Source organism: Labrenzia sp. PO1 (assembly GCF_012273635.1).
In the GTDB taxonomy this organism is placed as follows: domain Bacteria; phylum Pseudomonadota; class Alphaproteobacteria; order Rhizobiales; family Stappiaceae; genus Roseibium; species Roseibium algicola.
Window position 1 is genome coordinate 65455 of record NZ_JAAXCR010000003.1, and the last position, 21383, is coordinate 86837.

Consider the following 21383-nt stretch of genomic DNA (forward strand, 5'->3'; position numbering starts at 1 on the left):
ATCGCGAGATCCTTTTCGACGGTTTACAGCGAAGTCCTGCTTGGGTAATGTCCCGCTCCAATTCTCGGCCCGGTGCCTCTTGCAGGAGACCGGGCCGCTTCACATCAAAAGCGAGGTATCCGATGCGCGCCGAAATGGAAGCGATCGTCGATGAAATCAAGCAGGCCATAAGCCTGCTGAGGAGGCATCTTTGACTGGGATCAGGCCGTTGTCCGACTGGAAGAGCTGAACGCCCTTTCCGAAGACCCGAACCTCTGGAATGAGCCGTCCAAGGCCCAGAAGCTGATGCGCGAGCGTCAGCAGCTTGATGACAGCATTGGTGGCATCAAGTCGCTGGAGCAGGACCTTTCCGACAATATCGAACTGATCGAACTCGGCGAGATGGAAGACGACAAGTCCGTCATTACCGATGCCGAGGAAGCGCTTCGTGGTCTCAAGGGCAAGGTCAACCAGCTGCAGCTCAATTCGCTGCTGTCCGGTGAGGCCGATGCGAACGACACGTACCTGGAAATCAACTCCGGTGCCGGTGGTACCGAGAGCCAGGACTGGGCGTCCATGTTGCTTCGCATGTACCGCCGGTGGGCGGAAAAGCGGGGCTTCAAGGTCGAAGTGCTGGAATATCATGACGGTGAAGAAGCGGGCATCAAGTCTGCGACCTTACTGATCAAGGGCGAAAATGCCTATGGCTGGCTGAAGACCGAATCGGGCGTGCATCGCCTCGTACGGATTTCGCCCTATGACAGCAACGCCCGCCGCCACACCAGCTTTTCCAGTGCCTGGGTCTATCCGGTGATTGACGATTCCATCGAGATCGACATCAACGAGAGTGATTGCCGCATTGATACCTACCGCGCCTCCGGTGCAGGTGGTCAGCACGTCAACACGACCGATTCCGCCGTGCGTATCACGCATCAGCCAACCGGTATCGTGGTGCAGTGTCAGTCCGAGCGCTCACAGCACAAGAACCGGGCAACGGCCTGGTCGATGCTGAAGGCCCGCCTTTATGAAGCGGAGTTGAAGAAGCGCGAAGAAGCGGCCAACGCCGAAGCTGCCTCGAAAACCGACATCGGCTGGGGGCACCAGATCCGCTCTTACGTGCTTCAGCCCTATCAGTTGGTCAAGGATCTGCGCACGGGTGTTGAGAGCACGTCTCCAGGCGATGTTCTCGATGGCGATCTGGATGAATTCATGGAAGCTGCGCTGGCACAGCGCGTCTTTGGTGGAGATCCGGTCGAAGTCGCCGATATCGACTAAAAGCACAGTGGAAAATACAAATGAAAGCGGGGCCATTCGGCCCCGTTTTTTTGTTTCGGCCTTGTTCACCCTTCAAAGGTCGAGTGCCGAGAAGCGATCGCCTGCCGCCAGGAAAGCTGCCGGATTGCCGGGCTTGTCATGCCGGCGGATCTCGTAGTGGAGATGTGGACCTGTGGAGCGACCGGTGGAGCCGACATTGCCGACGAGATCGCCCGCCAGAACATGGTCACCTTCCGATACCTGGATGCGGCTCATATGAGCATAGCGGGTGACGAAGCCGTTCGCATGACGGATCTCCACCATCTTGCCGTAGCCACCGTTACGTCCGGCGCTGATCACTGTGCCGGGCGCCGTTGCGAATACGCGTGCGCCGTAAGGGGCCTTGAAGTCGATGCCAGTGTGCATGGCCAGCCGGCCCAGGAACGGATCAACCCGAGGACCGTAGGTGCTTGACACAGAGCCGTTCCGGACGGGCCGTTTGATCGGCAGACGCAGTGCGGTAAATTTCACGCGACGCAGAGTGTCCAGGGCTGTGTTTGCGCGGTCCAGGCGGTCTGGAAAGTTCTCGTCGTTGATCGGCTGGAACGGGCCGCCGAGGGAGGTCTTTTCACGCAGTGTGGCGTTGAGTCCGGGCGTGATAGAGCGCGTGATGCGGAGGATGTCCTCAATACGGCCTTCCGTCGCGATGGTGATCGCATCGACGGCCGCCGTACTTTCTTCGTCCATCATGGAGATGTCGGCCTTTACCGCGTCGAGGGCAGCCTGTTTCTCAGAGTTTTTTTTTACGTCGGTATCCGGCGTTGCGGTATCGGTTGCCGGCTGCTGCAGAATAGCCAGTGGATCGAAGGACCTTGTGGAACCGTCGCGCAATCCCAAGGCTTTTACCGGTTCCTCGATCAACTCGCTTTCGCCGCCGATTGCAGACTTGTCGCTACCATCCAGGGAAGCGAGGTTGCGCTCGTCGAGCGAAGGTTTCTCCGGGGGCAGGGGCTTGTCGTTGCTGAGGTAGATACCGACGCTTTCCGCCCTGGCAACCAGGTCGGCCACGATGGCATGGCGCTGATTGAGGTCTTGCTGCCGGCGCAGAACGTCCATTACCTGGATCTCGACGGTTTCCCTGTCGACCATCTGGCGGCTCGTCAGATTTGCAATCTCGGTACGCAGGCGGTCGATGTGGTCCTGATACTCCAGCACCAGCTCGGTTCTTTCAGCGCTGGCCTCGGCCATCATGTCACTGCGCAGGGCGTAGTAGCCAATTGTGCCTGCAACCGCCAAGGTTGCCGTCACGCAGCCGATTGCACCGCAAATAAGATGAACCGGCCTTACACTGTACGTGGTCGTCTTCTCGCCCTTTTCCAGAACCGGACGATGTGGCTCTGTCCGGGGGGCTTGATAGGTCCGCGTCGATTCTTGGCGCTGTTGCATTGTCACTCAGTCACTGCCTGCATTCTGCAAAAGATCTGAGCCTGATTAGAATTTGGTAAGGTTAATAATTCGTCTTCACGGTTGTGAAATTTATCCGATGAGAGGCGCAAGAGGCTTGTAAAAACCGGGAGTTAGTCCGGCTTCGGACCGCGCGCGATCGTTGAAGGGAGGTTTTAACGGACCCCTGAAGTGACGGCGCACGTAGGTGTGGAATGCCGACTCAGGCCTGATTCCCTGCCGGTCACACAGAAACCGGAACCACTTTGCGCCAAAGGCGACATGGTTTTTCTCGTCCCGATAGATGATGTCGAGACATTTGGCGGTGTCTTCGTCATCGATTTCGCGGGCTTTTTCGATCATCGGTGGCGTGATGTCGAGGCCTCTTGCCTCGAGTACCAACGGGATGATGGCAAGGCGGGCAGCAAGGTCGTGTCCGGTGTCCTGCGCTGCCTGCCAGAGACCGTCGTGGGCAGGCAGGTCTCCATAAGTGGCGTCCAGTTTCGCCAGGCGCTCCTGCAGCATGGCAAAATGCTTGGCTTCCTCAAGCCCGACTCGCACCCAGTCGTCATAGTAGGACCTGGGCAGCCTGACGTGCGCGAAGCGTCCGATCAGGTCCCATGTCAGGTCCACTGCATTGAGCTCGATGTGTGCCAGGGAGTGAATCAGGGCAAGGCGGCCCGCCTTGCCCTTCAAGCTGCGTTTTGGCATGTCTCGCGGTGCAAGCAGAACAGGTTTTTCCGGCCGGCCCGGCCGATCCGGCATCGCACCATCTCTCGAGGGAGATCCGAGAGCGAGTTCACGCTGAAACCAGGCCCTGGAAACAGCATAGGCAAGCCGCACTTTTTCGGCTGTATCGGAAGCGCACACGATCGCTCGCGCTCCGGCAACCAGAGTGTGCGGCAAGTTGTCCCTTCCGGTCACCATCCTGGTGCTGCCGGTTGCCGTTTCCAGTGGGGAACTCACAGGGCCCGCGCAGCCTCAAGAACGGCATCCGCGTGCCCTGGAACTTTCACCTTGCGCCAGACTTCGGCGATCTTGCCGTCTGCACCGACGAGAAAGGTGGTGCGTTCCACACCCATGTATTTCTTGCCGTACATGGATTTTTCCACCCAGACCCCGTAGGCCTCCGCGACTTCCTTTTCCGTGTCCGCCCCCAGTCTGATCGCCAGATTGTGCTTGGCGATGAACTTGTCGTGTTTGGCGGCTGTGTCAGGCGAGAGCCCGATAATGGTCACGCCAAGTTTGGCGAATGCATCGGACTGTTCAGTGAAGGCAATAGCCTCCTTTGTGCAGCCCGGCGTGTCATCCTTGGGATAAAAATACACTACGACGGGTTTTCCTTTGAGGGCGCTCAGCGACACCCTGTTGCCGCCATCACCTTCCAGTTCGAAATCCGGTGCGACATCCCCGACGGCCAATTCGCTCATCATGCCTTCCTTCTGTCAAAGTTTGTGCGTTAATGCCGGTTTCCGGCTGCGTCTACAATGGCTGCGGTCGCTTTTAGCAAAGCTTTCGCAGTATCATCAATCGCTCAGCGACTCGTCCGGAGCTGTAGTGAGGTAACCCGGCGCTTTGCTCCGAACCCGAACCCAAGCGCCTGTCTTACGCATGCAGGCGAAAGATTGGATTGACGTATTTGCCTAAAACCGGCGGATCTCAGGACACGGCCAAAGTGACGCCGAAAAAACGCAAGCGCTTGCGCTACGTCGTCGCCGCCGTTCTGGTTGGTCTTGTTGCCGGCATCGCCATTCTGTTTGCAACCGGGCCGGTGCACATTCCGCTTCTAGGCAGCCTGCTGGCCTATCAAGGCACCCGAGGGCAGGTCGAACTTTCCATCGGCAGCGCAAGTGTCGATTTTACTGCGCCGGACGGCATCAATATCCTGATTTCGGATGCCAGGGCGGAGATCGCCGGTGGGTCACCTGTAAGCATCAGTCTTCCTGAACTGACTGCGCCGCTGAACCGGGATGCACTGCTCTCCGGCAAGCTTCATTTTTCGTCTCTAATCCTGACAAGGCCCCATGTGCGGATTGTCCTGGCTGGCGGGCCGGCGAAGTTTCCGGAAATGGGGCCGCTCATGGAAGCCGTCGACAGGGTCAGCGATGTAGTGGACGACCAGTTTGCCCGCCGAGGCCTCAGCTTCGTCAAGATCCGTGACGCTTCTTTCGAGTTGGCCGGTTCCATCCCCAGACGATACCGAGGCATTGACGCGGATATCCTGCGTGACGACAACCGTTCGATACGGGCGTTCGCGCGAGTTGCCGGCAATATCTCCACCTGGAGACTGGAGCTGGCGCGCAACGCCCCGCCGGGTGCGAATGCCAAGAGCATCGGGGTCGTGGTCAACGGAATCACCCTTGCCGAACTGCTGGGGCCGAGCGCGAAATCGGTGCAGGGCAAGGGGCTGGGACTTCCGGCCTCCGCCAAAATCGAGAGCAGACTGACAGGCGATGGCAAGTTCGTCTCCGCCAATGCGGTTGCGCGTGTGCGTAACGGCTGGTTCCAGCTTGGCAAGACACTGGTCGCTTTTGACGATGCAGCACTGTCCCTGTTGTTCGAGGCGGGACAAAACGCAATTGAAATTACCAGTTCGCATGTCATTCGCGGCAATTCACGCATCTTCTTCACGGGGTCTGTTTCGCCGGTTGCTGGGGATAGTCCCGAGTGGCAGATCAAGCTGGATTCGGAATATCCGCAGTTCGGTTCAGCCGATGTTCCCGAGGAGCCGCATATGCTGGACGGCGTCCAGATTCGTGCGCGTTTCGATCCGCTTGAAAAATTGCTCTCCGTCGACCGCTTCACGGCTCGCTCTGGCAAGGCCGTCGTGCATGGTGTCGCCTCGCTGCAGATTACACCGGAAGGACCTTATCTGGCGCTGGCCGCTGATGGGGAGTTGATACCGGTTGCAGTGGCAAAGCAGCTCTGGCCGATCACGCTTGTGCCGCCGGCGCGCCGCTGGATCATCGAGCGCCTGAAAGGCGGCTTGATCGAGACCGTTTCCTATACGGGCGCGCTCCGCCCGCCGGCATTTGATCCGCGGGATCCGGACCCGGGCTGGGCGGGGGACGACATGCGCCTGGACATGACGTTTTCCGATGGTGCAGTCACGCCTGTTGGGGACGTTCCGCAGATTGATGGCCTCGACGGTACGCTCACAATTGAAAACGAGACACTGACCGTGACTGCGACAGGCGGAACGGCGACGGCCTCAAGTGGTGGCGAGGTTACTCTGCCGGATGGTGTCTTCGCGATCCAGAACCTGCCTTTGCGGGACGGCAAGATGGCAAGCGTGAAGACCCGCATTGAGGGATCGGCGAGCGACCTTGGTGCGATGGTCAACAGTGCGCCTTTCCGCGTGCTGGACCGGGCTGATCTCAAGAATGATGGCGTCGAAGGGGCGGGAGAACTTGAAATCACGGCTTCGTTTCCCTTGGGCAATGAAATCGATCTTGCCGATATCGACTGGCAGGCGACAGGCCGTCTGACGAATTTCTCGGACAGCAATCCGATCATGGGGCACACGGTGCGCAAGTCGGATGTTGCGCTGGAGGCCAACAAGGATCAGGTCGCGATTACCGGCAAGGGGATACTCGACGGATTGCAGGCCGATATCGACCTTGTGGTGCCCTTGGGCGAATCCGGTGTTGCGGCACGACAGGATGTTGTTGTTGCGCTCAACGCGAAGCAGCTGAAAGAGAAGGGGGTGGATCTGACCGCCTTTCTCCAAGGCAACATGACGTTGAGCGTTGCAAAGGTCAGCGACGGACAGGAATTCGTCATCGACCTGAAACAGACGGATGTCCGGCTGCAGGCGCTCGGCTGGCAAAAAGCCAAGGGTGTTCCCGCAACGGCGTCTTTCAAGCTGGTTGAGACGGACACACAGCGCCGTGTGAAGGACTTCAAGCTGGTATCAGAGGGCGTCGATGTTGCCGGTTCGATGCAACTGTCGATGGCCGGCGATCTTGTCAGCGCATCGTTCAATACATTCAAGCTGCGCCCGGGCGACAATGTCGAAGTCGATATCCAGAAGGCGACGGACGGACGCTATGACATCATCTTCGCCGGATCTTCCTTTGACGGACGCGGCCTGATCAAGAGCATGCGGAGCCCCGGTGGCAGCAAGGGAGCCGGTGATTTTTCGGGCGGTGCAAGAATTGCCGCCAATATTGACCGTGTCACCGGGTTCAATAATCAGGCGATCGAGAAATTCTCGGGCAAGATCGATACCGGTGCCAAGGGACTGGTCTCTGCGGACTTGAAGGGACTTGTGAACGGCCGTGCGAATTTCGAATTCACGGTGACGGACCAGGGCGGCACGCAGGCGGCAATCGGCCGTTTTGCAAACACAGGCGCAACACTGCGTTTCCTTGACCTCTACAAGCGTATGCGCGGTGGAACCGGGGTCCTGAATGTGGCGATGGCCGACGAGAACAGCTGGGTCGGCGATTTCAACGTGCGCTCACTGCGGATCACGGAAGATCCGGCCATTCAGCGTATTCGCGAGCAGAACCGCTCAAATCGCATCCCGGACGGGCGTGCGATCAATACCAACGAAGCTGCGGACACCGCCAGTTTCGAAACGCTGGATATCAATTTCTCACGGGAAGGCGAATTGCTGACCATCAGTCGCGGGGCTCTCCAAGGCAACGCACTGGGAGGAACTGTCAGTGGCTCGGTGGATCTGTCGCAGCAGACGCTCAACCTTACCGGTACCTTCGTGCCGATCTACGCTCTCAACAATTTCTTCGCCAAGATCCCGCTGTTGGGCTTTGCGCTCGGCGGCAATTCCGGAGAAGGCCTGATCGGTGTGACCTATCGCTTGTCTGGTTCGGTGTCCGACCCGGTGCTCTCGGTCAACCCGATTTCGGCGATAGCGCCGGGCATTTTCCGCAAGATGTTCGAGTTTCAGGCGAACTGAGCAATCGCACTAGCCAATGTCTGGCGGACCAGGTTGCTGCCGAAGGCCTTTGTTCCTGTCACTCTTATTGCCGAACAAAAAAGCCGGGCGGTGCCCGGCTTTTTATCAGTTCTGGAGTGCTTCAACTCAGACCGGCTTCAGGAGCACGTGCTTTTTCTTGCCGAGCGACAGTTTGACGATGCCGTCACCGGTCAGGTCAGCAAGCGTGATCTGGCGCTTGTCGTCCTGCTCGCCCTTGTCGTTGATCTTGACCGCGCCACCCTTGATGTTGCGGCGGACGTCTCCATTCGAGGCGCACAGGCCTGCGTTCACGAATGCGGAAAGCACACCGATACCGGCTTCCAGTTCGGCCTTGGCAATTTCCACCGTCGGCAGGCCTTCGGCGGATTGGCCTTCTTCAAATGCCTTGCGGGCGGTCTCGGCAGCAGCTTCAGCGTTTTCCCGACCATGGATCAGGGCAGTCGCTTCCGTAGCCAGTATCTTCTTGGCCTCGTTGATCTCCGAGCCTTGCAGTGCCGCAAGACGGGCGATTTCGTCCATTGGAAGAACTGTGAAGAGCTTCATGAAACGCTCCACATCGGCGTCTTCCGTGTTGCGCCAATACTGCCAGTAGTCATAGGCGGAAAGCTGCTCTTCGTTGAGCCACACAGCGCCTGCGGCAGTCTTGCCCATCTTTGCACCCGACGACGTGGTCAGAAGCGGAGAGGTGAGGGCAAAGGCTTCGACTTCTGCCAGACGGCGAACGAGATCGGTGCCGGACAGGATGTTGCCCCACTGGTCGGAGCCGCCCATCTGTAGCCGGCAACCGGTGCGACGGTAAATCTCCAGATAGTCGTAGCCCTGCAGGAGCATGTAGTTGAATTCGAGGAAGGACAGATGCTGTTCGCGTTCCAGACGCAGGCGCACGCTGTCGCGCTGGATCATCTGGTTGACCGAGAAGTGCCGGCCGATGTCGCGAAGGAAGTCAACGTAATTGAGCTTCAGAAGCCAGTCCGCATTGTCCAGCATGATGGCGTCTGTCGGGCCGTCACCGAAGGTGAGAAGTTTTTCGAAGACCTTGCGGATGCCGGCCTTGTTTTCCTCGATCAGCTCTTCGGTGAGCATCTTGCGGGATTCGTCCTTGCCGGACGGATCACCGACGCGCGTGGTGCCGCCGCCCATGAGGGCAATCGGCCGGTGGCCGGTCTTCTGGAACCAGTGCAGCATCATGATCGGCACGAGAGACCCGGCATGAAGGCTCGGTGCGGTGCAATCGAAACCAATGTAGGCCGTTACGGTTTCTTTCGCGCAAAGCTCGTCCAGGCCCTTCGGGTCCGAGATTTGATGAATGAAACCGCGTTCTGAAAGAACGTTTAGAAAGTCCGATTTGAACTCGCTCATAGTCGCCTGTCCGTCCGTCTTGTGTGCCTGCCGGCATTCCTGCGGTCGTGCTCTAGCGCGTGCCGCAGGACTTGTAAATTGCGCCTGCCGGAAAATCAGGACGCTGCTGCGCTCTGCCGCTGGTTAGTTGCCGACCTGGCCGTTGGCGCGCACCTTCACGCAGACGAATTTCAATTCGCCCCCCTCCCAGGCAAGGCGCATGCCTTCCGAGAGTGTCCGTGGAACGGCTTCGCTCAATGCAGCCTGACATTCCGCTTCATCCTGAAAAGTGCCTTCATCGGCGACCGGCCAGACATTGGGACCGCTCAAAAGCTGAATGGATACGGCCATAATCACCCACATGGATAACTCCTACTTTCTTGTGAGACCCCAGGTCCCCAACGTTTTCCCAACACACTCCGGCACACACTCTGGCGAAAGTGACGCAGCGTGATCACAGTCACAGCCAACATAGCAGGCGGCGCCTACATTCAATTCATCAGCAGCGCAACGAAAGCCGCTGTTCAACAATTGAAAGGAGCCGTCATGTTTCGCAAGTTTGCAATAGCCGCCGTCGCAGTCGCCACCATGGCAACCGCTGCCGTCACCATTACCCCGAACGAAGCTCATGCCAAGAACCGTCATGGTGGCGCGATTGCCGCAGGTGCCATCATCGGCCTTGCTGCCGGCGCTATCATCGCCTCCCAGGCTCAGCCGCGCTACTACCAGCCGGTCCGTTGCCAGAACCGGCCCGTGACCCGGTGGAGCCCTTACCATGGTCGGTACATCGTCGTCGGATACCAGCGCGTCTGTTACTGATCCCATCCACAGCACAAGCGAATGGCCTCCTTCGGGAGGCTTTTTCGTCTTGAGATTTGGTTGAACCTCCTTTTCAACACGGGACAGTGAAATTATTCGTCCGGTGTTCCATGTCTTCCTTTCCCTCGCTCTCTCCCACTCGCGTTCATGGCCTCATATGCGGCACTCTGGAACCCGGCCCCCTGAATACCCTTGCGGACATCGATGGTATTGCGGTTGGGCACAGAACCACGTGCGAGGGCGACCTCAGAACCGGTTTCACGGCAATCGTGCCGCACCCGGGCAATCTCTTTCGCGAGAAACTTCCTGCCGCCGTCGAGGTGATCAACGGCTTCGGAAAGAGTGCTGGTTTGATACAGGTCGATGAACTCGGGACACTGGAAACGCCGATCCTTCTGACCAACACCTTTTGCGTTGGAACCGGTGTGAACGCGCTCATCCGCAGGGCAATTGCCGAAAATCCTGAAATAGGCCGGTCCACAGGCACCATTAATCCTGTGGTGATGGAGTGCAATGACGGCTACCTGAGCGATATTCAGGCAATGGCCTTGAGTGAAGCCGATGCGGAAGCGGCTCTGAAGGCTGCAGGTTCGACGGTGGAGCAGGGCAGTGTCGGGGCAGGGACGGGCATGAGCGCGTTCGGCTTCAAAGGCGGTATCGGTTCGGCCTCCCGCCTCTTTGAGCTAGGAGGCCGTCAGCACAGACTTGCCGCCCTGGTGCTTGCCAATTTCGGTCGCCCCGGAGACCTTGTCCTGCCGGATGGACGCAGACCGCATCCCAAGGAGGCGCGCCAAAGCGAAGAACGCGGTTCGGTCATCGTTGTTCTGGCGACAGATGTGCCTCTTGAAAGCCGGCAATTGAAACGCATTGCCCGCAGGGCCGGGGCGGGTTTGGCGCGGCTGGGTGCCTATTATGGCAATGGAAGCGGCGATATCGCACTTGCTTTTTCAACTGCCTGCAAGATTGCCCATTTCGAGGAGGGCGATTTCATCGTTCGCGATATTCTCAAGGAAGACAAGATCGATGTCCTGTTTCAGGCAGCAGCTGAAACGACGCAGGAGGCTGTACTCAATGCGATGATTGCGTCTCCCGCCATGCGTGGGCGGGGGCGTAGCAAACGGCCGTCTCTTGCCGATTGGCTTGACGGGCATGCCTAGGTCGCTCGCGATTTTCTCGTGGGGCTTGTCAGGCTGGCCAAGGCTGCTTGTGGAATTGTCGGTGGTAACCAACTCACTCTTGCGCTGAGACATGGAAAGCGGGGTGCTTGGAAAACAAAAAGGCCGGGCAAATGCCCGGCCTTTCCGCATGTTTGAACCCGAAGGGATCAGACAGAGTAGTACATGTCGAATTCGACCGGGTGCGGGGTCATTTCGAAACGCTCGACTTCTTCCATCTTCAGTTCGATGTAAGCGTCGATCTGGTCGTCGTCGAACACGCCGCCGGCTTTCAGGAACTCACGGTCTGCATCGACTGCTTCCAGTGCTTCGCGCAGGGAGCCGCAAACGGTCGGGATTTCTGCAAGCTCTTCGGCCGGAAGGTCGTAGAGGTTCTTGTCCATCGCGTCGCCCGGGTGGATCTTGTTCTTGATCCCGTCGAGGCCGGCCATCAGCAGGGCGGAGAAGCAGAGGTACGGGTTCGCGGACGGATCCGGGAAGCGAACTTCAACGCGCTTAGCCTTCGGAGAGGCGGTGAACGGAATACGGCAGGAAGCCGAACGGTTACGCGAGGAATAAGCCAGCAGAACCGGTGCTTCGTAGCCCGGGACCAGACGCTTGTAAGAGTTGGTCGACGGGTTGGTGAAGGCGTTCAGGGCCTTGGCGTGCTTCAGGATACCACCGATGAAGTACAGGCAGCTTTCCGAAAGGTCGGCATACTGGTTGCCGGCAAAGGTCGGCTCGCCGTTGTTCCAGATGGACAGGTGGCAGTGCATGCCGGTGCCGTTGTCACCGAATACCGGCTTCGGCATGAAGGTGGACGTCTTGCCGTAAGCATGTGCGACCTGGTGGACGACATACTTGTACTTCTGCATGTTGTCGGCGCAACGGGTCAGGTGGTCGAACTTCATGCCGAGTTCGTGCTGTGCAGCAGCCACTTCGTGGTGATGCTTTTCTGTCGGAACGCCCATTTCGGCCATGACGGACAGCATTTCGGAACGGATGTCCTGCGCGCTGTCGATCGGCGGAACCGGGAAGTAGCCGCCCTTCGTGCGCGGACGGTGGCCCAGGTTGCCCGTTTCGTACTCGGAACCCATGTTGGACGGCAGTTCGGAGCTGTCGAGCATGAAGCCGGTGTTGTACGGGTCTGCAGTGAAGCGGACGTCGTCGAACATGAAGAATTCAGCTTCCGGGCCGACGAAAATGGTGTCGCCGAAGCCGCCGGACTTCACGTAGGCTTCTGCCTTCTTCGCGGTCATGCGCGGATCGCGGTTGTAGCCTTCACCGGTGACCGGGTCGACGATGTCGCAGAAGATCGCCATGGTGGACTGTGCGAAGAACGGGTCGATGTGTGCGGATTCCGGATCCAGGATCAGCATCATGTCGGACTCGTTGATGGCCTTCCAGCCTGCGATTGACGAACCGTCGAAAGCGACGCCTTCAGCGAACATGTCTTCGTCAACGAGTACTACGTCCATGGTGACGTGCTGCATTTTACCCTTAGGATCGGTAAAGCGCAGGTCGACGAATTTCACGTCTTTTTCCTGAATCTCCTTAAGGATTTCAGCGGCAGTGGTCATAATGTCCATCCCTTTAGTTTTTCATGTGAACGGTTGGGTACTGTTCCGGCCCGGCAGAGTGTCTTAAATTTGGCTCCGTTGCGTGGGACCGGAATTCGGATTGCCGGCGAATGCCGGAATGGGTGGGTCAGATAGCGTCTATGCCGGATTCACCGGTACGGATACGGACTGCTTCTTCGATATTTGAAACGAAAATCTTGCCGTCGCCAATGCGGCCTGTTTGCGCAGCGGCTCTGATTGCGTCAACGGCTTTCTCGACCATGTCGTCGCCAAGTACAATTTCCACTTTCACCTTCGGCAGGAAATCCACGACATATTCAGCGCCGCGATAGAGTTCCGTGTGGCCTTTCTGACGGCCGAAGCCCTTGGCTTCCGTAACGGTGATGCCCTGGAGACCGACCTCTTGCAGAGCTTCTTTGACCTCGTCCAATTTGAAGGGTTTGATGATCGCTTCGATCTTTTTCATCACCTTGTGTCTCTCTCCACTTTTAAGGCCGGATAATTTCGGCGTGCCCTTTTCCGATCCTGCGGGACAAAACGACCCGGTCGGGCCCGGAAGGGACCGTTGCAAGCTATAAAGCACGATGTGTGCCAAACGGCCATGACAACCCGTAAATTTTACCCGCGCTGGGAAATCCGCCACTAAAAGCGGCAAATTCTATCAGCGGGGTGGTGGTCAGTCGCCTATCCCATTTGTCATATGATCACAAAATAAGCAAAGAGCCTAAAAAATAGGCTGAATTTTAGCAATCGGATGAGATTGCCCTGCTCAGTGGTTGCATGATTTTGCACAATCTCAAGTCAATCGACAGTTCCAGCCGGCGCTGCCGGGGGCGTTGCTCCGATGTACGGGCGGTTCCTGGCTGATTTCCGGAATGAGGAACCATCCCCGCCCTTACGCGTTGCAGAAGAACTGGAATATGGAGACGGCTATGCTTTTCTACGCTTTGGCTGTGGTGGCCATTGCTCTCGTCGCAGGTTTGTTCGGGTTTTTTGGAATGGCGGGCATGTCGGCTTCGATTGCACAAATCTTGATCGGGCTGTTCCTTGCAGTTTTTGTGCTTTCCCTGATTGCGGGCATGCTACGAAGGTAGCAACGAATATCCTGGACCCACGAAACGCCATAGGGGTTCGCTTCTTTTGAGTTTAATGTGAGGTTATCCGTGCGCAGGCTCACATGGCACAACGCCAGCCAGTCTGATGAGCAGCTTCGAGAATATCTCATTCTCGCATTGCTTCGTTCGCGTGCCTGCGTCACCTTGCAGGACGACGCGCTTCAATACCTTTATATCGCGAACCTGCCTCACATATGGTCGGTGCCCGAGGGAGAGACCCCGAAGGACGAAACGGTCTTCGGTCATTCCGTGGGCAGGCAGCTCGATGACGCCAAGAAGACAGTGCTGGAGACGGGGCGTTCGGAGAAGCTCGAGGTGATGGCTGAAGGTGGCCACGTTTTCGAGATCCACATCGAAACGATTTCCGGTGTTGAAGGCATCACCCAGGTGCTGACAACCGTTGTCGATGTTACGGAAAGCCGTCGACGAGAGCAGGCGCTCAAGGATTTGCTGCTGGAAGTCAGTCACAGATCGAAGAACCTTTTGGCTGTCATCCAAAGCCTGGCAGGCCAGTCCGCTCGCTACGCCGGGTCGCTCGAGCAGTTTCTTGCCGAGTTTCAGGGGCGGATCTTTTCCCTTTCAAATTCACAGGATCTTGTGACGGAAGCTGACTGGTTCGGTGTTCGCCTGTTCGATCTTGCCCGAGCTCAACGCACGCTGTTTGATTCAAAGCGGGTCATTCCCATCTCCATGACGGGCGAAAACCCTTTGCTGACCCCCAATGCTGCGCTTTACATCGGCCTGGGCTTGCATGAATTGATCGCCGCAACACTGGACGTCGGCTGGGCTTCGACTGACCAGGGAATATTGCTCACCTGCAAATCGGTGATGAGGCAGGGCCGGTTGTGCCTCGTTCTCAACTGGAATGCAGGAGAGAGGGGCAGGTTAGACACCAAAAAGGCGCTTGCCGCAGGTGAAGCAGATGGTGACAGAACCGCATTTTCCGCCTTGCTGCTCGAAACCGTGCTGCCGCAATCCTTGAGCGGGTCTGCCGAATTGAGGATCTCCCCTGACGGAATAGATTACAGCATGGTGTTTCCGAAAACTGAGTACAACGTTCGGCGGGAAGTGGGTGAAGACCTGCTTCGGGCTTAACTTCTGCGTTCAAATTCTTCACTGCTTGCAGTAACTCATTCGGCTGGTCGGCGGTTGTAGAGCGTTCTCGGAATGGTTGTTTTTAAATACTTCAATGAATATTGAAATTAACAAATGTTATGATGATATTTTGAAATTTGTTGTTGGTTCTACAAGTGATTTTTGTTGCTTGCATCGTGAAAACTTCCTAATTCTGTTGTCCCCATACCTTCTTCCCGGATCAGGCCCGCGGCGATGAAAAGACACATTCCCCTTCTTGTGTTCGTGATAAGTGCCGCTATCGGCCTGTCGCTGACCTACGTCATTCTGGACAGGGAGCGAGCGGTTGAACGGCGGGAATTCGAAATACTCGCAGAAGAGGCTGTCGACCGGATCCGCGGGCGCACCGAGCAGAACTTTTCTCTCATTGCTGCGACGCATTCGTTTTTCGAAGCGGATGGCGGAGCCATGTCGAGGGCCAAATTCCAGAGCTTTGCCCTTGGCCTGTTCCTGAAGGGGCATTTGTCCGGCATGCAGGGTATCGGCTTTGCCAAGCTGATGCAGACCGGCAGGGAAGATGAAGCAAGCCTGGCATTGCAGCAGAATTACGAACTGGAACGTCAGGTCTGGCCCGAGACGGACCAGGCGCATCGTACCCCCATCATACTTCTTGAGCCGCTGGACCTGCGAAACAAGGCTGCACTCGGCTTCGACATGTTCAGCGACGAAACCCGCCGCAAGGCCATGCTGGCGTCCGCAGACACCTTCACAGTCAAGGTATCAGCCCCTGTCATGCTGGTTCAGGAAATCACGGAGGAGAAGCAGACGGGGTTCCTGGCGTATCTCCCGCTGGCAAGTGAAGAGGAAGCTGCCGGAGAAAAACTGAACGGCGAAGAAAGCATCCAAGGCTTTGTCTATGCGCCTTTCCGTGCCGGGGACCTGCACAAGGCTGCCCTGACTTCTCCGACCCCGGTACCGGTTCTTGTCAACACGACCGACGTGACGGATGAGCAGCCGGAGCACCTGTACACCTCTGAAGACTATGAGGCGCGTGCCGCGGAAGCTGAAAATCTCGTGACACGGCAGATCGAAGTCGGTGGACGGATTTGGGAAATCTCCGTTATCGAAGCCGCTTCAAAGGACAACGCCTTTCTTTATTGGCGTACCTTCATGCTCGGGTCGATATCTCTGCTTTTCTCCGCTGCGCTCGCGGTTTCGATTCGCTCCCGCCTGCGGGCGAGAGAGGCCAATCAGCGCCTGAAGGAAATGTCTGAAAAGACGATCCAGGAAAAGGATCTGATGCTTCAGGAAATGAAGCACCGGATCAAGAATTCAATTGCCCGCATTCTCGCGATTGCTCGCCAGACCGCCGGTGCCTCCGAAAGCCTGGAGGAATTCAATGATTCGTTCAGCTCTCGCCTGCAGGCCATGGCGAATGCGCAGGATCTGTTGACCCGGTCCAGGTGGTCGAAGGCGGACTTGAAAGCATTGCTTCTGCAGGAACTGGAGCAGGTCTTTGGTGAGGGGGCAAAGGGCATCAAGCTTGCAGGCCCGGCCGTTCAACTGAACGAGACCGGCACCCATGCGCTCGGTCTGGTGTTTCACGAGCTTGCGACGAACGCGATGAAATATTCCGATGTCTTTGCTGATGACGGACGCTTCGAGGTTATCTGGAAGGTCTTGCCGGCCAAAAAAGGCAAGCAGCTTGAGCTCGACTGGCTTGAGGAGACCGGAAAAGTGATTGAAGCTCCGAAAAATTTTGGCTTCGGCAGCAGGCTCATGGAAGCGCTGGTGGCTGGTGAGATGAATGGCAAGATCGATCGGCAGTTCACCGAGAAGGGTGTTGCCATCCGGATTTCCGTGCCTCTGGTCTGAGAATCGGCTGCTGGGCCATGATTTGCCCGAGTGCATTCTCAAGCGCCGTTTGAACATGGAAGGGACTGCCTAAAAATGAGCCAGCATGGCACGGCCCTGGATTATGTGTTGCTGACCCCGCAGGAGATGGCGAAAGCCGATCGACTGACCATCGAGGGTGGTGTTCCAGGTATCGAACTCATGGAGCGGGCCGGCCAGGCTGTGGCACGTGCTGCGGCGCGGATGGTTCCGGCTTCAGGTCGGATAGTCATTCTATGCGGTCCCGGCAACAATGGCGGTGACGGTTTCATTGCGGCGCGTTGTCTGGCGGCAGCCGGATACGGCGTTGATGTCAGGTTGCTCAAAGCGCCCGATTCTCTGAAGGGGGATGCGCTTGAAGCCTTTCGGCGCATGGGGCTTTCTTATGCACTTGCTATTGAGGGCGATCATATCGCGAGCGATCTAGGCGCTTTATTGGATGGCGCCGATCTGATCGTGGATGCTCTCTTTGGGGCAGGGCTGGACCGCGCTTTAGGCGGAGCCGCCGAAGCTTTGGTGAAAGCTGTCAACAAGTGCGGCGCACCTGTTCTTGCGGTCGATCTTCCTTCCGGAGTTCAAGGCGCAGACGGTGTTGTTTGTGGTGAAGCAGTCAGTGCGCAAGAGACGGTCACGTTCTTTCGGCAAAAGCCTGGGCATTTGCTTTATCCCGGTCGTCAAGCCTGCGGCCGGGTTACAGTTGCGCAGATTGGCATCGATGTAACCGTTCTCGATCAAATCGCGCCCGATACTTTTATCAATGGGCCGGACCTCTGGCTTGACCATTGGCCACAAGTCGCGCCGACCGGTCACAAATATTCCAAAGGGCATGCGGTTGTCTTTGGCGGTCCGGTCACGGCAACCGGCGCTGCGCGGTTGTCGGCTGGCGCTGCGCTGCGGGCGGGGGCGGGGCTCGTAACATTGGCGTCACCACCGGATGCGCTCCTGGTCTATGCAAGCCATCTGACGGCGGTAATGCTGAAGAAGATTGCCTCTGAAAACGGTATTCGCGATCTCTTGTCGGACAAGCGCCTCAACGCGGTACTGATCGGTCCGGGTTATGGTGTTGGTGAAAAGACCCGATCTGCGGTAGCGGAGATCCTGGACTGTAACCGGGCAAGCGTGTTCGATGCCGATGGTCTGACGAGTTGCGCCGTTGATCGCGCTCCGTTTTTCGAAAGCATCAGGTCGCATAAGGCGCCGGTCGTTCTGACGCCGCATGAGGGAGAGTTTGCTCGCCTTTTCCCGGAACTTGCAGGTAGCAAGCTGACCCGTGCCAGGGAGGCAGCACGAATGTCCGGCGCTGTCGTGATTCTGAAGGGGCCGGACAGCGTTGTCGCTGCGCCGGATGGGCGTGCGGCAATCAATTGCAACGCACCTCCATGGCTTGCAACGGCCGGGTCTGGTGATGTGCTTGCCGGAATTGTAGTCGGTCTGCTTGCGCAGGGTGTTTACGGCTTCGAGGCGGCTGCCATGGCCGTTTGGCTACATGGCGAAGCAGGCCGGGAGGCCGGGCCGGGGCTGGTCGCAGAAGATCTTGAGAGTGCCCTGAAACCCGCGCTTCGCGCACTTGTGGAGAAATCCAATTTACGGTGAGGCAGGGCAATGCTTTTTCCTTTGACGGGAAAATCAGCGATGCTATAGAGGCCCCGCTTCAATCGCAGGGTGGTTTGCCACTTGTTGCGACGCGGATGTGGTGAAATTGGTAGACACGCCAGATTTAGGTTCTGGTGCCGCAAGGCGTGGGGGTTCAAGTCCCTCCATCCGCACCATTCTTCAAAGTGATTTCCATCCTGTGCGCATTCGGCGCTTGTCGTTCGAACTTACGCTTTTTGTCGAGAACCCTCGTATTTGGTCGCCGGGTTTTGATCACCAAGTGTCAGGCCTGGTGGGGCACCGATGACTGAGCGGAGTTGTTGCGCAGCGCAAATTTGCGTTCCGTGTGGCTTCAGCAGTGCGGGCCGGTCTGGTCAAGTTCTGGTCAAGCTCTGGTTTAGCGTGGTCTGGCATCAGGCTGTCAACATCAGTGACGGGGAGCGGTTCTTTACTGCAGGCCGGCGAGGTTGGCGGAATTGGCTTCCGGCTCCTGGAAGAGACCAAATCCCTTGGTCGAAAGAGCTGATTTTAGGCGATTTACGCCAGCAAAACCCCGCTCTCCCCTTGACACTTTCGGGCCTACGCAGTATCGCGCTCCCATCGTGCGTCTTGGAGTCTCTTCAAGGCGATGCATGGCCGTTTGAACGCTCCCGGCAAAAGGGGGGTGCAGGCGATGTGGCACACGGGATTTTAAAAACGAAACCTCCGGGGCGGATTGCCGCTCGGGACCGAGGACGACAAAACCCATGCAGGTAACCGAAACCCTCTCCGAGGGCCTCAAGCGTGAGCTGAAAATCGACATTCCGGCTGGTGATCTCGCCGCCAAGCTCGACGATTACATGGCCGACCTGAAATCCAAGGCCAACATCAAGGGCTTCCGCCCTGGCAAGGTTCCGCTCGCCCATCTGAAAAAGATGTATGGCCGTCAGGCCATGGCCGAGATCCTGTCGAACACCATCCAGGAAACCACCCAGAAGGCTGTTGAGGAGCGCTCCGAGCGCCCGGCTCTGACCCCGGAAATCGATCTGCCGGAAGAAGATGCTGAAAAGATCATGGCTGGCGACGCCGATCTTTCCTTCAAGATGACCTACGACATTCTGCCGAGCTTCGAGATCGTTGATTTCGCCGGTATCGAAATCGAGCGTCCGGTCGTTGAAATCGCTGAAGAAGAAGTCGACGAGCAAGTTTCCCAGATCGCCAAGAACAACGCACCGTTCGATGCGAAAGACGGCGCGGCTGCAGACGGCGACCGCGTGACCATGTCCTACCTGGGCAAGATCGACGGCGAGCCTTTTGAGGGCGGTGCCGACGAGAACGGCATGCTGGTTCTGGGTTCCGGTCAGTTCATCCCGGGCTTCGAAGAGCAGCTTGTTGGCGTCAAGGCTGGCGACGAGAAGGTCATCGAAGTGTCCTTCCCGGAAGAATATCCGGCTGCACATCTGGCCGGCAAGGCTGCCACCTTCGACATCGTCGTCAAGGAAGTTGCCGCACCGGGTGAAGCCAAGGTCGACGAAGAGTTCGCTAAGAACCTCGGCCTTGAGTCTCTCGACAAGCTGAAGGAAATCGTCCGCGGCCAGATCGAAGGCCAGTTCGGTCAGATGACCCGCCAGCGCGTGAAGCGTCAGCTGCTCGACAAGCTGGACGAGCACTATTCGTTCGATCTCCCGGAAAAACTGCTGAACTCCGAGTTCGACGTTGTCTGGCGTCAGGTCGAAGAAGACATGAAGCGCAACGAGAAGACCTTCGAAGACGAAGAGACCACGGAAGAAGAAGCGAAGGCGGAATACCGCAAGATCGCTGAGCGCCGTGTTCGTCTCGGCCTGGTTCTGTCCGAAATCGGTGAGCAGAACAACATTCAGGTGACCGACGAAGAACTGCAGCGCGCTCTTTACGACCGCGTCCGTCAGTTCCCGGGCCAGGAACAGCAGGTGTTCGAATTCTACAAGAACAACCAGCAGGCTCTGGCTTCCCTGCGTGCGCCGATCTACGAAGAAAAGGTCGTCGACTTCATGCTGGAACTCGCCAAGGTGACCGACAAGACGGTGACCAAGGAAGAGCTGGAGAAGCTGGTCGCCGAGGAAGAAGACGAGGCTTAAGGTCAATCCGCTTTCGGGGGAATGCTCTCGAAAGCGGCCAGATTGGCCGGTTGGTTTTCCCGTCTATCCCCAGATGTGGCCGCAGATTTAACCTTGCATTCACGCCGCATCTGTCATGACTTTGCGTTGAGGGCGACATCCCATATATACGGGGTGTCGCTTTTTTCGAGTCAGGCCCTGAATCGATGCGCTTCATGGCCTGTTTCCTGCCCGGAGACCCTCCGGGCAACATCTCAAGCATATGGATGAGGTATGAAGGATCCTGTCGATATCTACATGAACACTCTCGTGCCGATGGTTGTCGAGCAGACCAACCGGGGAGAGCGGGCCTTCGATATCTATTCGCGCCTGCTGAAGGAGCGCATCATCTTCCTGACCGGCCCGGTCGAGGATCACGTGGCAACCCTGGTAAGCGCACAGCTTCTGTATCTGGAAGCTGAAAACCCGACCAAAGAGATCGCGATCTATATCAATTCGCCGGGAGGTCTCGTGACCTCCGGTCTTGCGATCTATGACACCATGCAGTTCATCCGCCCGGCTGTGTCGACGCTCTGCATCGGCCAGGCAGCCTCCATGGGCTCGCTTCTGCTTGCCGCAGGCGAGAAAGACATGCGCTATATCCTGCCGAACGCGCGGGTCATGGTGCATCAGCCGTCCGGCGGGTTCCGCGGTCAGGCTGCCGACATCATGCTTCATGCACAGGAAATCCTGGCCATGAAGCGCCGGCTGAATGAAATCTACGTGAAGCACACCGGACGCACCCTCGACCAGGTCGAGGAGGCACTGGAACGTGACAACTTCATGACCGCTGACAAAGCTAAGGAATTCGGGATCGTCGACAAGGTGATCACCGACCGCAACACGCTTGGCGGCGACGAAGAGAAGTGAGGGACTTACCCGGCTTTAATCATGGATTGAATTTCCACGCTTAAAGCCGGAAAATCCCCAGGTGATGCCGGGTTTTCATCTTCGCCTTAAACCTATATTGATTTTTAATGGCGAAGCATGATGACATTACATGGTGAGGTGGCGACTGTGCGCCGCTTCAGAACCGGTTCAGTCATAATTTGGCCGCAACCGGAGAGATAAGGGGAAACACTCCC

17 protein-coding genes and 1 tRNA gene are annotated in these 21383 nt (G+C 57.5%); 11 read left to right on the top strand and 7 right to left on the bottom strand.

Going from position 1 to position 21383, the window contains the following annotated elements; genetic code table 11:
* Nucleotides 1-122: 122 nt before the first annotated feature.
* A protein-coding gene (prfB, locus tag HCG46_RS15320; protein ID WP_139314079.1) for a peptide chain release factor 2 occupies nucleotides 123-1254 on the top strand; the annotation gives its coding sequence in 2 pieces (ribosomal slippage) (nucleotides 123-188 and nucleotides 190-1254; 1131 coding nt in all).
* A 72-nt stretch (nucleotides 1255-1326) separates the two neighbouring features.
* On the opposite strand, the gene HCG46_RS15325 is transcribed toward prfB, so the two are convergent.
* From HCG46_RS15325 to bcp, 3 genes are all read right to left on the bottom strand, one after another.
* Nucleotides 1327-2679 carry a M23 family metallopeptidase gene (locus tag HCG46_RS15325; protein WP_168686746.1) on the bottom strand — a complete coding sequence of 451 codons (1353 nt, stop codon included), beginning with the start codon at nucleotides 2677-2679 and terminating at the stop codon, nucleotides 1327-1329.
* Between the two features lie 90 nt (nucleotides 2680-2769).
* The gene (locus HCG46_RS15330; RefSeq protein ID WP_055654549.1) at nucleotides 2770-3603 is read right to left on the bottom strand and encodes a ferritin-like domain-containing protein; all 834 of its coding nucleotides are present in this window, start codon (nucleotides 3601-3603) and stop codon (nucleotides 2770-2772) included.
* A 35-nt stretch (nucleotides 3604-3638) separates the two neighbouring features.
* On the bottom strand, nucleotides 3639-4106 hold the full coding sequence (gene bcp, locus HCG46_RS15335; RefSeq protein WP_031268401.1) for a thioredoxin-dependent thiol peroxidase: 468 nt from the start codon (nucleotides 4104-4106) through the stop codon (nucleotides 3639-3641).
* 245 nt (nucleotides 4107-4351) lie between these two features.
* Here bcp and HCG46_RS15340 point away from each other — a divergent pair, with 245 nt between their 5' ends.
* Nucleotides 4352-7597 (top strand): AsmA-like C-terminal domain-containing protein, encoded by a 3246-nt coding sequence (locus HCG46_RS15340; protein WP_209009494.1) that lies wholly within the window; start codon nucleotides 4352-4354, stop codon nucleotides 7595-7597.
* Nucleotides 7598-7723: 126 nt separating this feature from the next.
* On the opposite strand, the gene tyrS is transcribed toward HCG46_RS15340, so the two are convergent.
* Together tyrS and HCG46_RS15350 are read right to left on the bottom strand one after the other, a co-directional pair.
* Nucleotides 7724-8977, bottom strand: a complete 1254-nt coding sequence (gene tyrS / locus HCG46_RS15345) for a tyrosine--tRNA ligase (protein ID WP_168686747.1) — start codon at nucleotides 8975-8977, stop codon at nucleotides 7724-7726.
* Nucleotides 8978-9100: 123 nt separating this feature from the next.
* Nucleotides 9101-9319 (bottom strand): hypothetical protein, encoded by a 219-nt coding sequence (locus HCG46_RS15350; protein WP_022998411.1) that lies wholly within the window; start codon nucleotides 9317-9319, stop codon nucleotides 9101-9103.
* Between the two features lie 183 nt (nucleotides 9320-9502).
* Between HCG46_RS15350 and HCG46_RS15355 the strand changes: the two genes are divergently transcribed.
* Both HCG46_RS15355 and HCG46_RS15360 read left to right on the top strand, forming a co-directional pair.
* Nucleotides 9503-9775, top strand: a complete 273-nt coding sequence (locus tag HCG46_RS15355; protein ID WP_031268405.1) for a hypothetical protein — start codon at nucleotides 9503-9505, stop codon at nucleotides 9773-9775.
* A gap of 110 nt (nucleotides 9776-9885) precedes the next feature.
* Nucleotides 9886-10932, top strand: coding sequence for a P1 family peptidase (locus HCG46_RS15360; RefSeq protein ID WP_168686748.1), 1047 nt, complete (start codon nucleotides 9886-9888; stop codon nucleotides 10930-10932).
* 167 nt (nucleotides 10933-11099) lie between these two features.
* Here the strand turns inward: HCG46_RS15360 and glnA are convergent, their stop codons facing one another.
* Both glnA and HCG46_RS15370 read right to left on the bottom strand, forming a co-directional pair.
* On the bottom strand, nucleotides 11100-12509 hold the full coding sequence (gene glnA / locus HCG46_RS15365) for a type I glutamate--ammonia ligase (RefSeq protein WP_055656579.1): 1410 nt from the start codon (nucleotides 12507-12509) through the stop codon (nucleotides 11100-11102).
* Between the two features lie 127 nt (nucleotides 12510-12636).
* The gene (locus HCG46_RS15370) at nucleotides 12637-12975 is read right to left on the bottom strand and encodes a P-II family nitrogen regulator (protein ID WP_168686749.1); all 339 of its coding nucleotides are present in this window, start codon (nucleotides 12973-12975) and stop codon (nucleotides 12637-12639) included.
* 466 nt (nucleotides 12976-13441) lie between these two features.
* Between HCG46_RS15370 and HCG46_RS15375 the strand changes: the two genes are divergently transcribed.
* The 7 genes from HCG46_RS15375 (at nucleotide 13442) to HCG46_RS15405 (ending at nucleotide 21168) form a co-directional block, all read left to right on the top strand.
* The gene (locus HCG46_RS15375) at nucleotides 13442-13603 is read left to right on the top strand and encodes a DUF1328 family protein (RefSeq protein ID WP_031268407.1); all 162 of its coding nucleotides are present in this window, start codon (nucleotides 13442-13444) and stop codon (nucleotides 13601-13603) included.
* Nucleotides 13604-13672: 69 nt separating this feature from the next.
* Entirely contained in the window at nucleotides 13673-14719 is a 1047-nt protein-coding gene (locus HCG46_RS15380) for a sensor histidine kinase (protein WP_168686750.1), read from the top strand.
* A 234-nt stretch (nucleotides 14720-14953) separates the two neighbouring features.
* Nucleotides 14954-16573 (top strand): CHASE domain-containing protein, encoded by a 1620-nt coding sequence (locus tag HCG46_RS15385; RefSeq protein WP_055654539.1) that lies wholly within the window; start codon nucleotides 14954-14956, stop codon nucleotides 16571-16573.
* Between the two features lie 75 nt (nucleotides 16574-16648).
* Nucleotides 16649-18184, top strand: coding sequence for an NAD(P)H-hydrate dehydratase (locus HCG46_RS15390; RefSeq protein WP_168686751.1), 1536 nt, complete (start codon nucleotides 16649-16651; stop codon nucleotides 18182-18184).
* 91 nt (nucleotides 18185-18275) lie between these two features.
* Nucleotides 18276-18360 (top strand) — tRNA-Leu (locus HCG46_RS15395).
* 570 nt (nucleotides 18361-18930) lie between these two features.
* Entirely contained in the window at nucleotides 18931-20280 is a 1350-nt protein-coding gene (gene tig, locus HCG46_RS15400) for a trigger factor (protein WP_168686752.1), read from the top strand.
* A gap of 252 nt (nucleotides 20281-20532) precedes the next feature.
* Entirely contained in the window at nucleotides 20533-21168 is a 636-nt protein-coding gene (locus HCG46_RS15405; RefSeq protein ID WP_022998420.1) for an ATP-dependent Clp protease proteolytic subunit, read from the top strand.
* Nucleotides 21169-21383: the final 215 nt, after the last annotated feature.

Excerpts from the sequence above, each read along its gene's own strand:
- HCG46_RS15325 (WP_168686746.1), bottom strand. The coding sequence starts at position 2,679 with ATGCAACAGCGCCAAGAATCGACGCGGACCTATCAAGCCCCCCGGACA.
- HCG46_RS15330 (WP_055654549.1), bottom strand. The coding sequence starts at position 3,603 with ATGGTGACCGGAAGGGACAACTTGCCGCACACTCTGGTTGCCGGAGCG.
- bcp (WP_031268401.1), bottom strand. The coding sequence starts at position 4,106 with ATGAGCGAATTGGCCGTCGGGGATGTCGCACCGGATTTCGAACTGGAA.
- tyrS (WP_168686747.1), bottom strand. The coding sequence starts at position 8,977 with ATGAGCGAGTTCAAATCGGACTTTCTAAACGTTCTTTCAGAACGCGGT.
- HCG46_RS15350 (WP_022998411.1), bottom strand. The coding sequence starts at position 9,319 with ATGTGGGTGATTATGGCCGTATCCATTCAGCTTTTGAGCGGTCCCAAT.
- HCG46_RS15355 (WP_031268405.1), top strand. The coding sequence starts at position 9,503 with ATGTTTCGCAAGTTTGCAATAGCCGCCGTCGCAGTCGCCACCATGGCA.
- HCG46_RS15360 (WP_168686748.1), top strand. The coding sequence starts at position 9,886 with ATGTCTTCCTTTCCCTCGCTCTCTCCCACTCGCGTTCATGGCCTCATA.
- glnA (WP_055656579.1), bottom strand. The coding sequence starts at position 12,509 with ATGACCACTGCCGCTGAAATCCTTAAGGAGATTCAGGAAAAAGACGTG.
- HCG46_RS15370 (WP_168686749.1), bottom strand. The coding sequence starts at position 12,975 with ATGAAAAAGATCGAAGCGATCATCAAACCCTTCAAATTGGACGAGGTC.
- HCG46_RS15375 (WP_031268407.1), top strand. The coding sequence starts at position 13,442 with ATGCTTTTCTACGCTTTGGCTGTGGTGGCCATTGCTCTCGTCGCAGGT.
- HCG46_RS15385 (WP_055654539.1), top strand. The coding sequence starts at position 14,954 with ATGAAAAGACACATTCCCCTTCTTGTGTTCGTGATAAGTGCCGCTATC.
- HCG46_RS15390 (WP_168686751.1), top strand. The coding sequence starts at position 16,649 with ATGAGCCAGCATGGCACGGCCCTGGATTATGTGTTGCTGACCCCGCAG.
- tig (WP_168686752.1), top strand. The coding sequence starts at position 18,931 with ATGCAGGTAACCGAAACCCTCTCCGAGGGCCTCAAGCGTGAGCTGAAA.
- HCG46_RS15405 (WP_022998420.1), top strand. The coding sequence starts at position 20,533 with ATGAAGGATCCTGTCGATATCTACATGAACACTCTCGTGCCGATGGTT.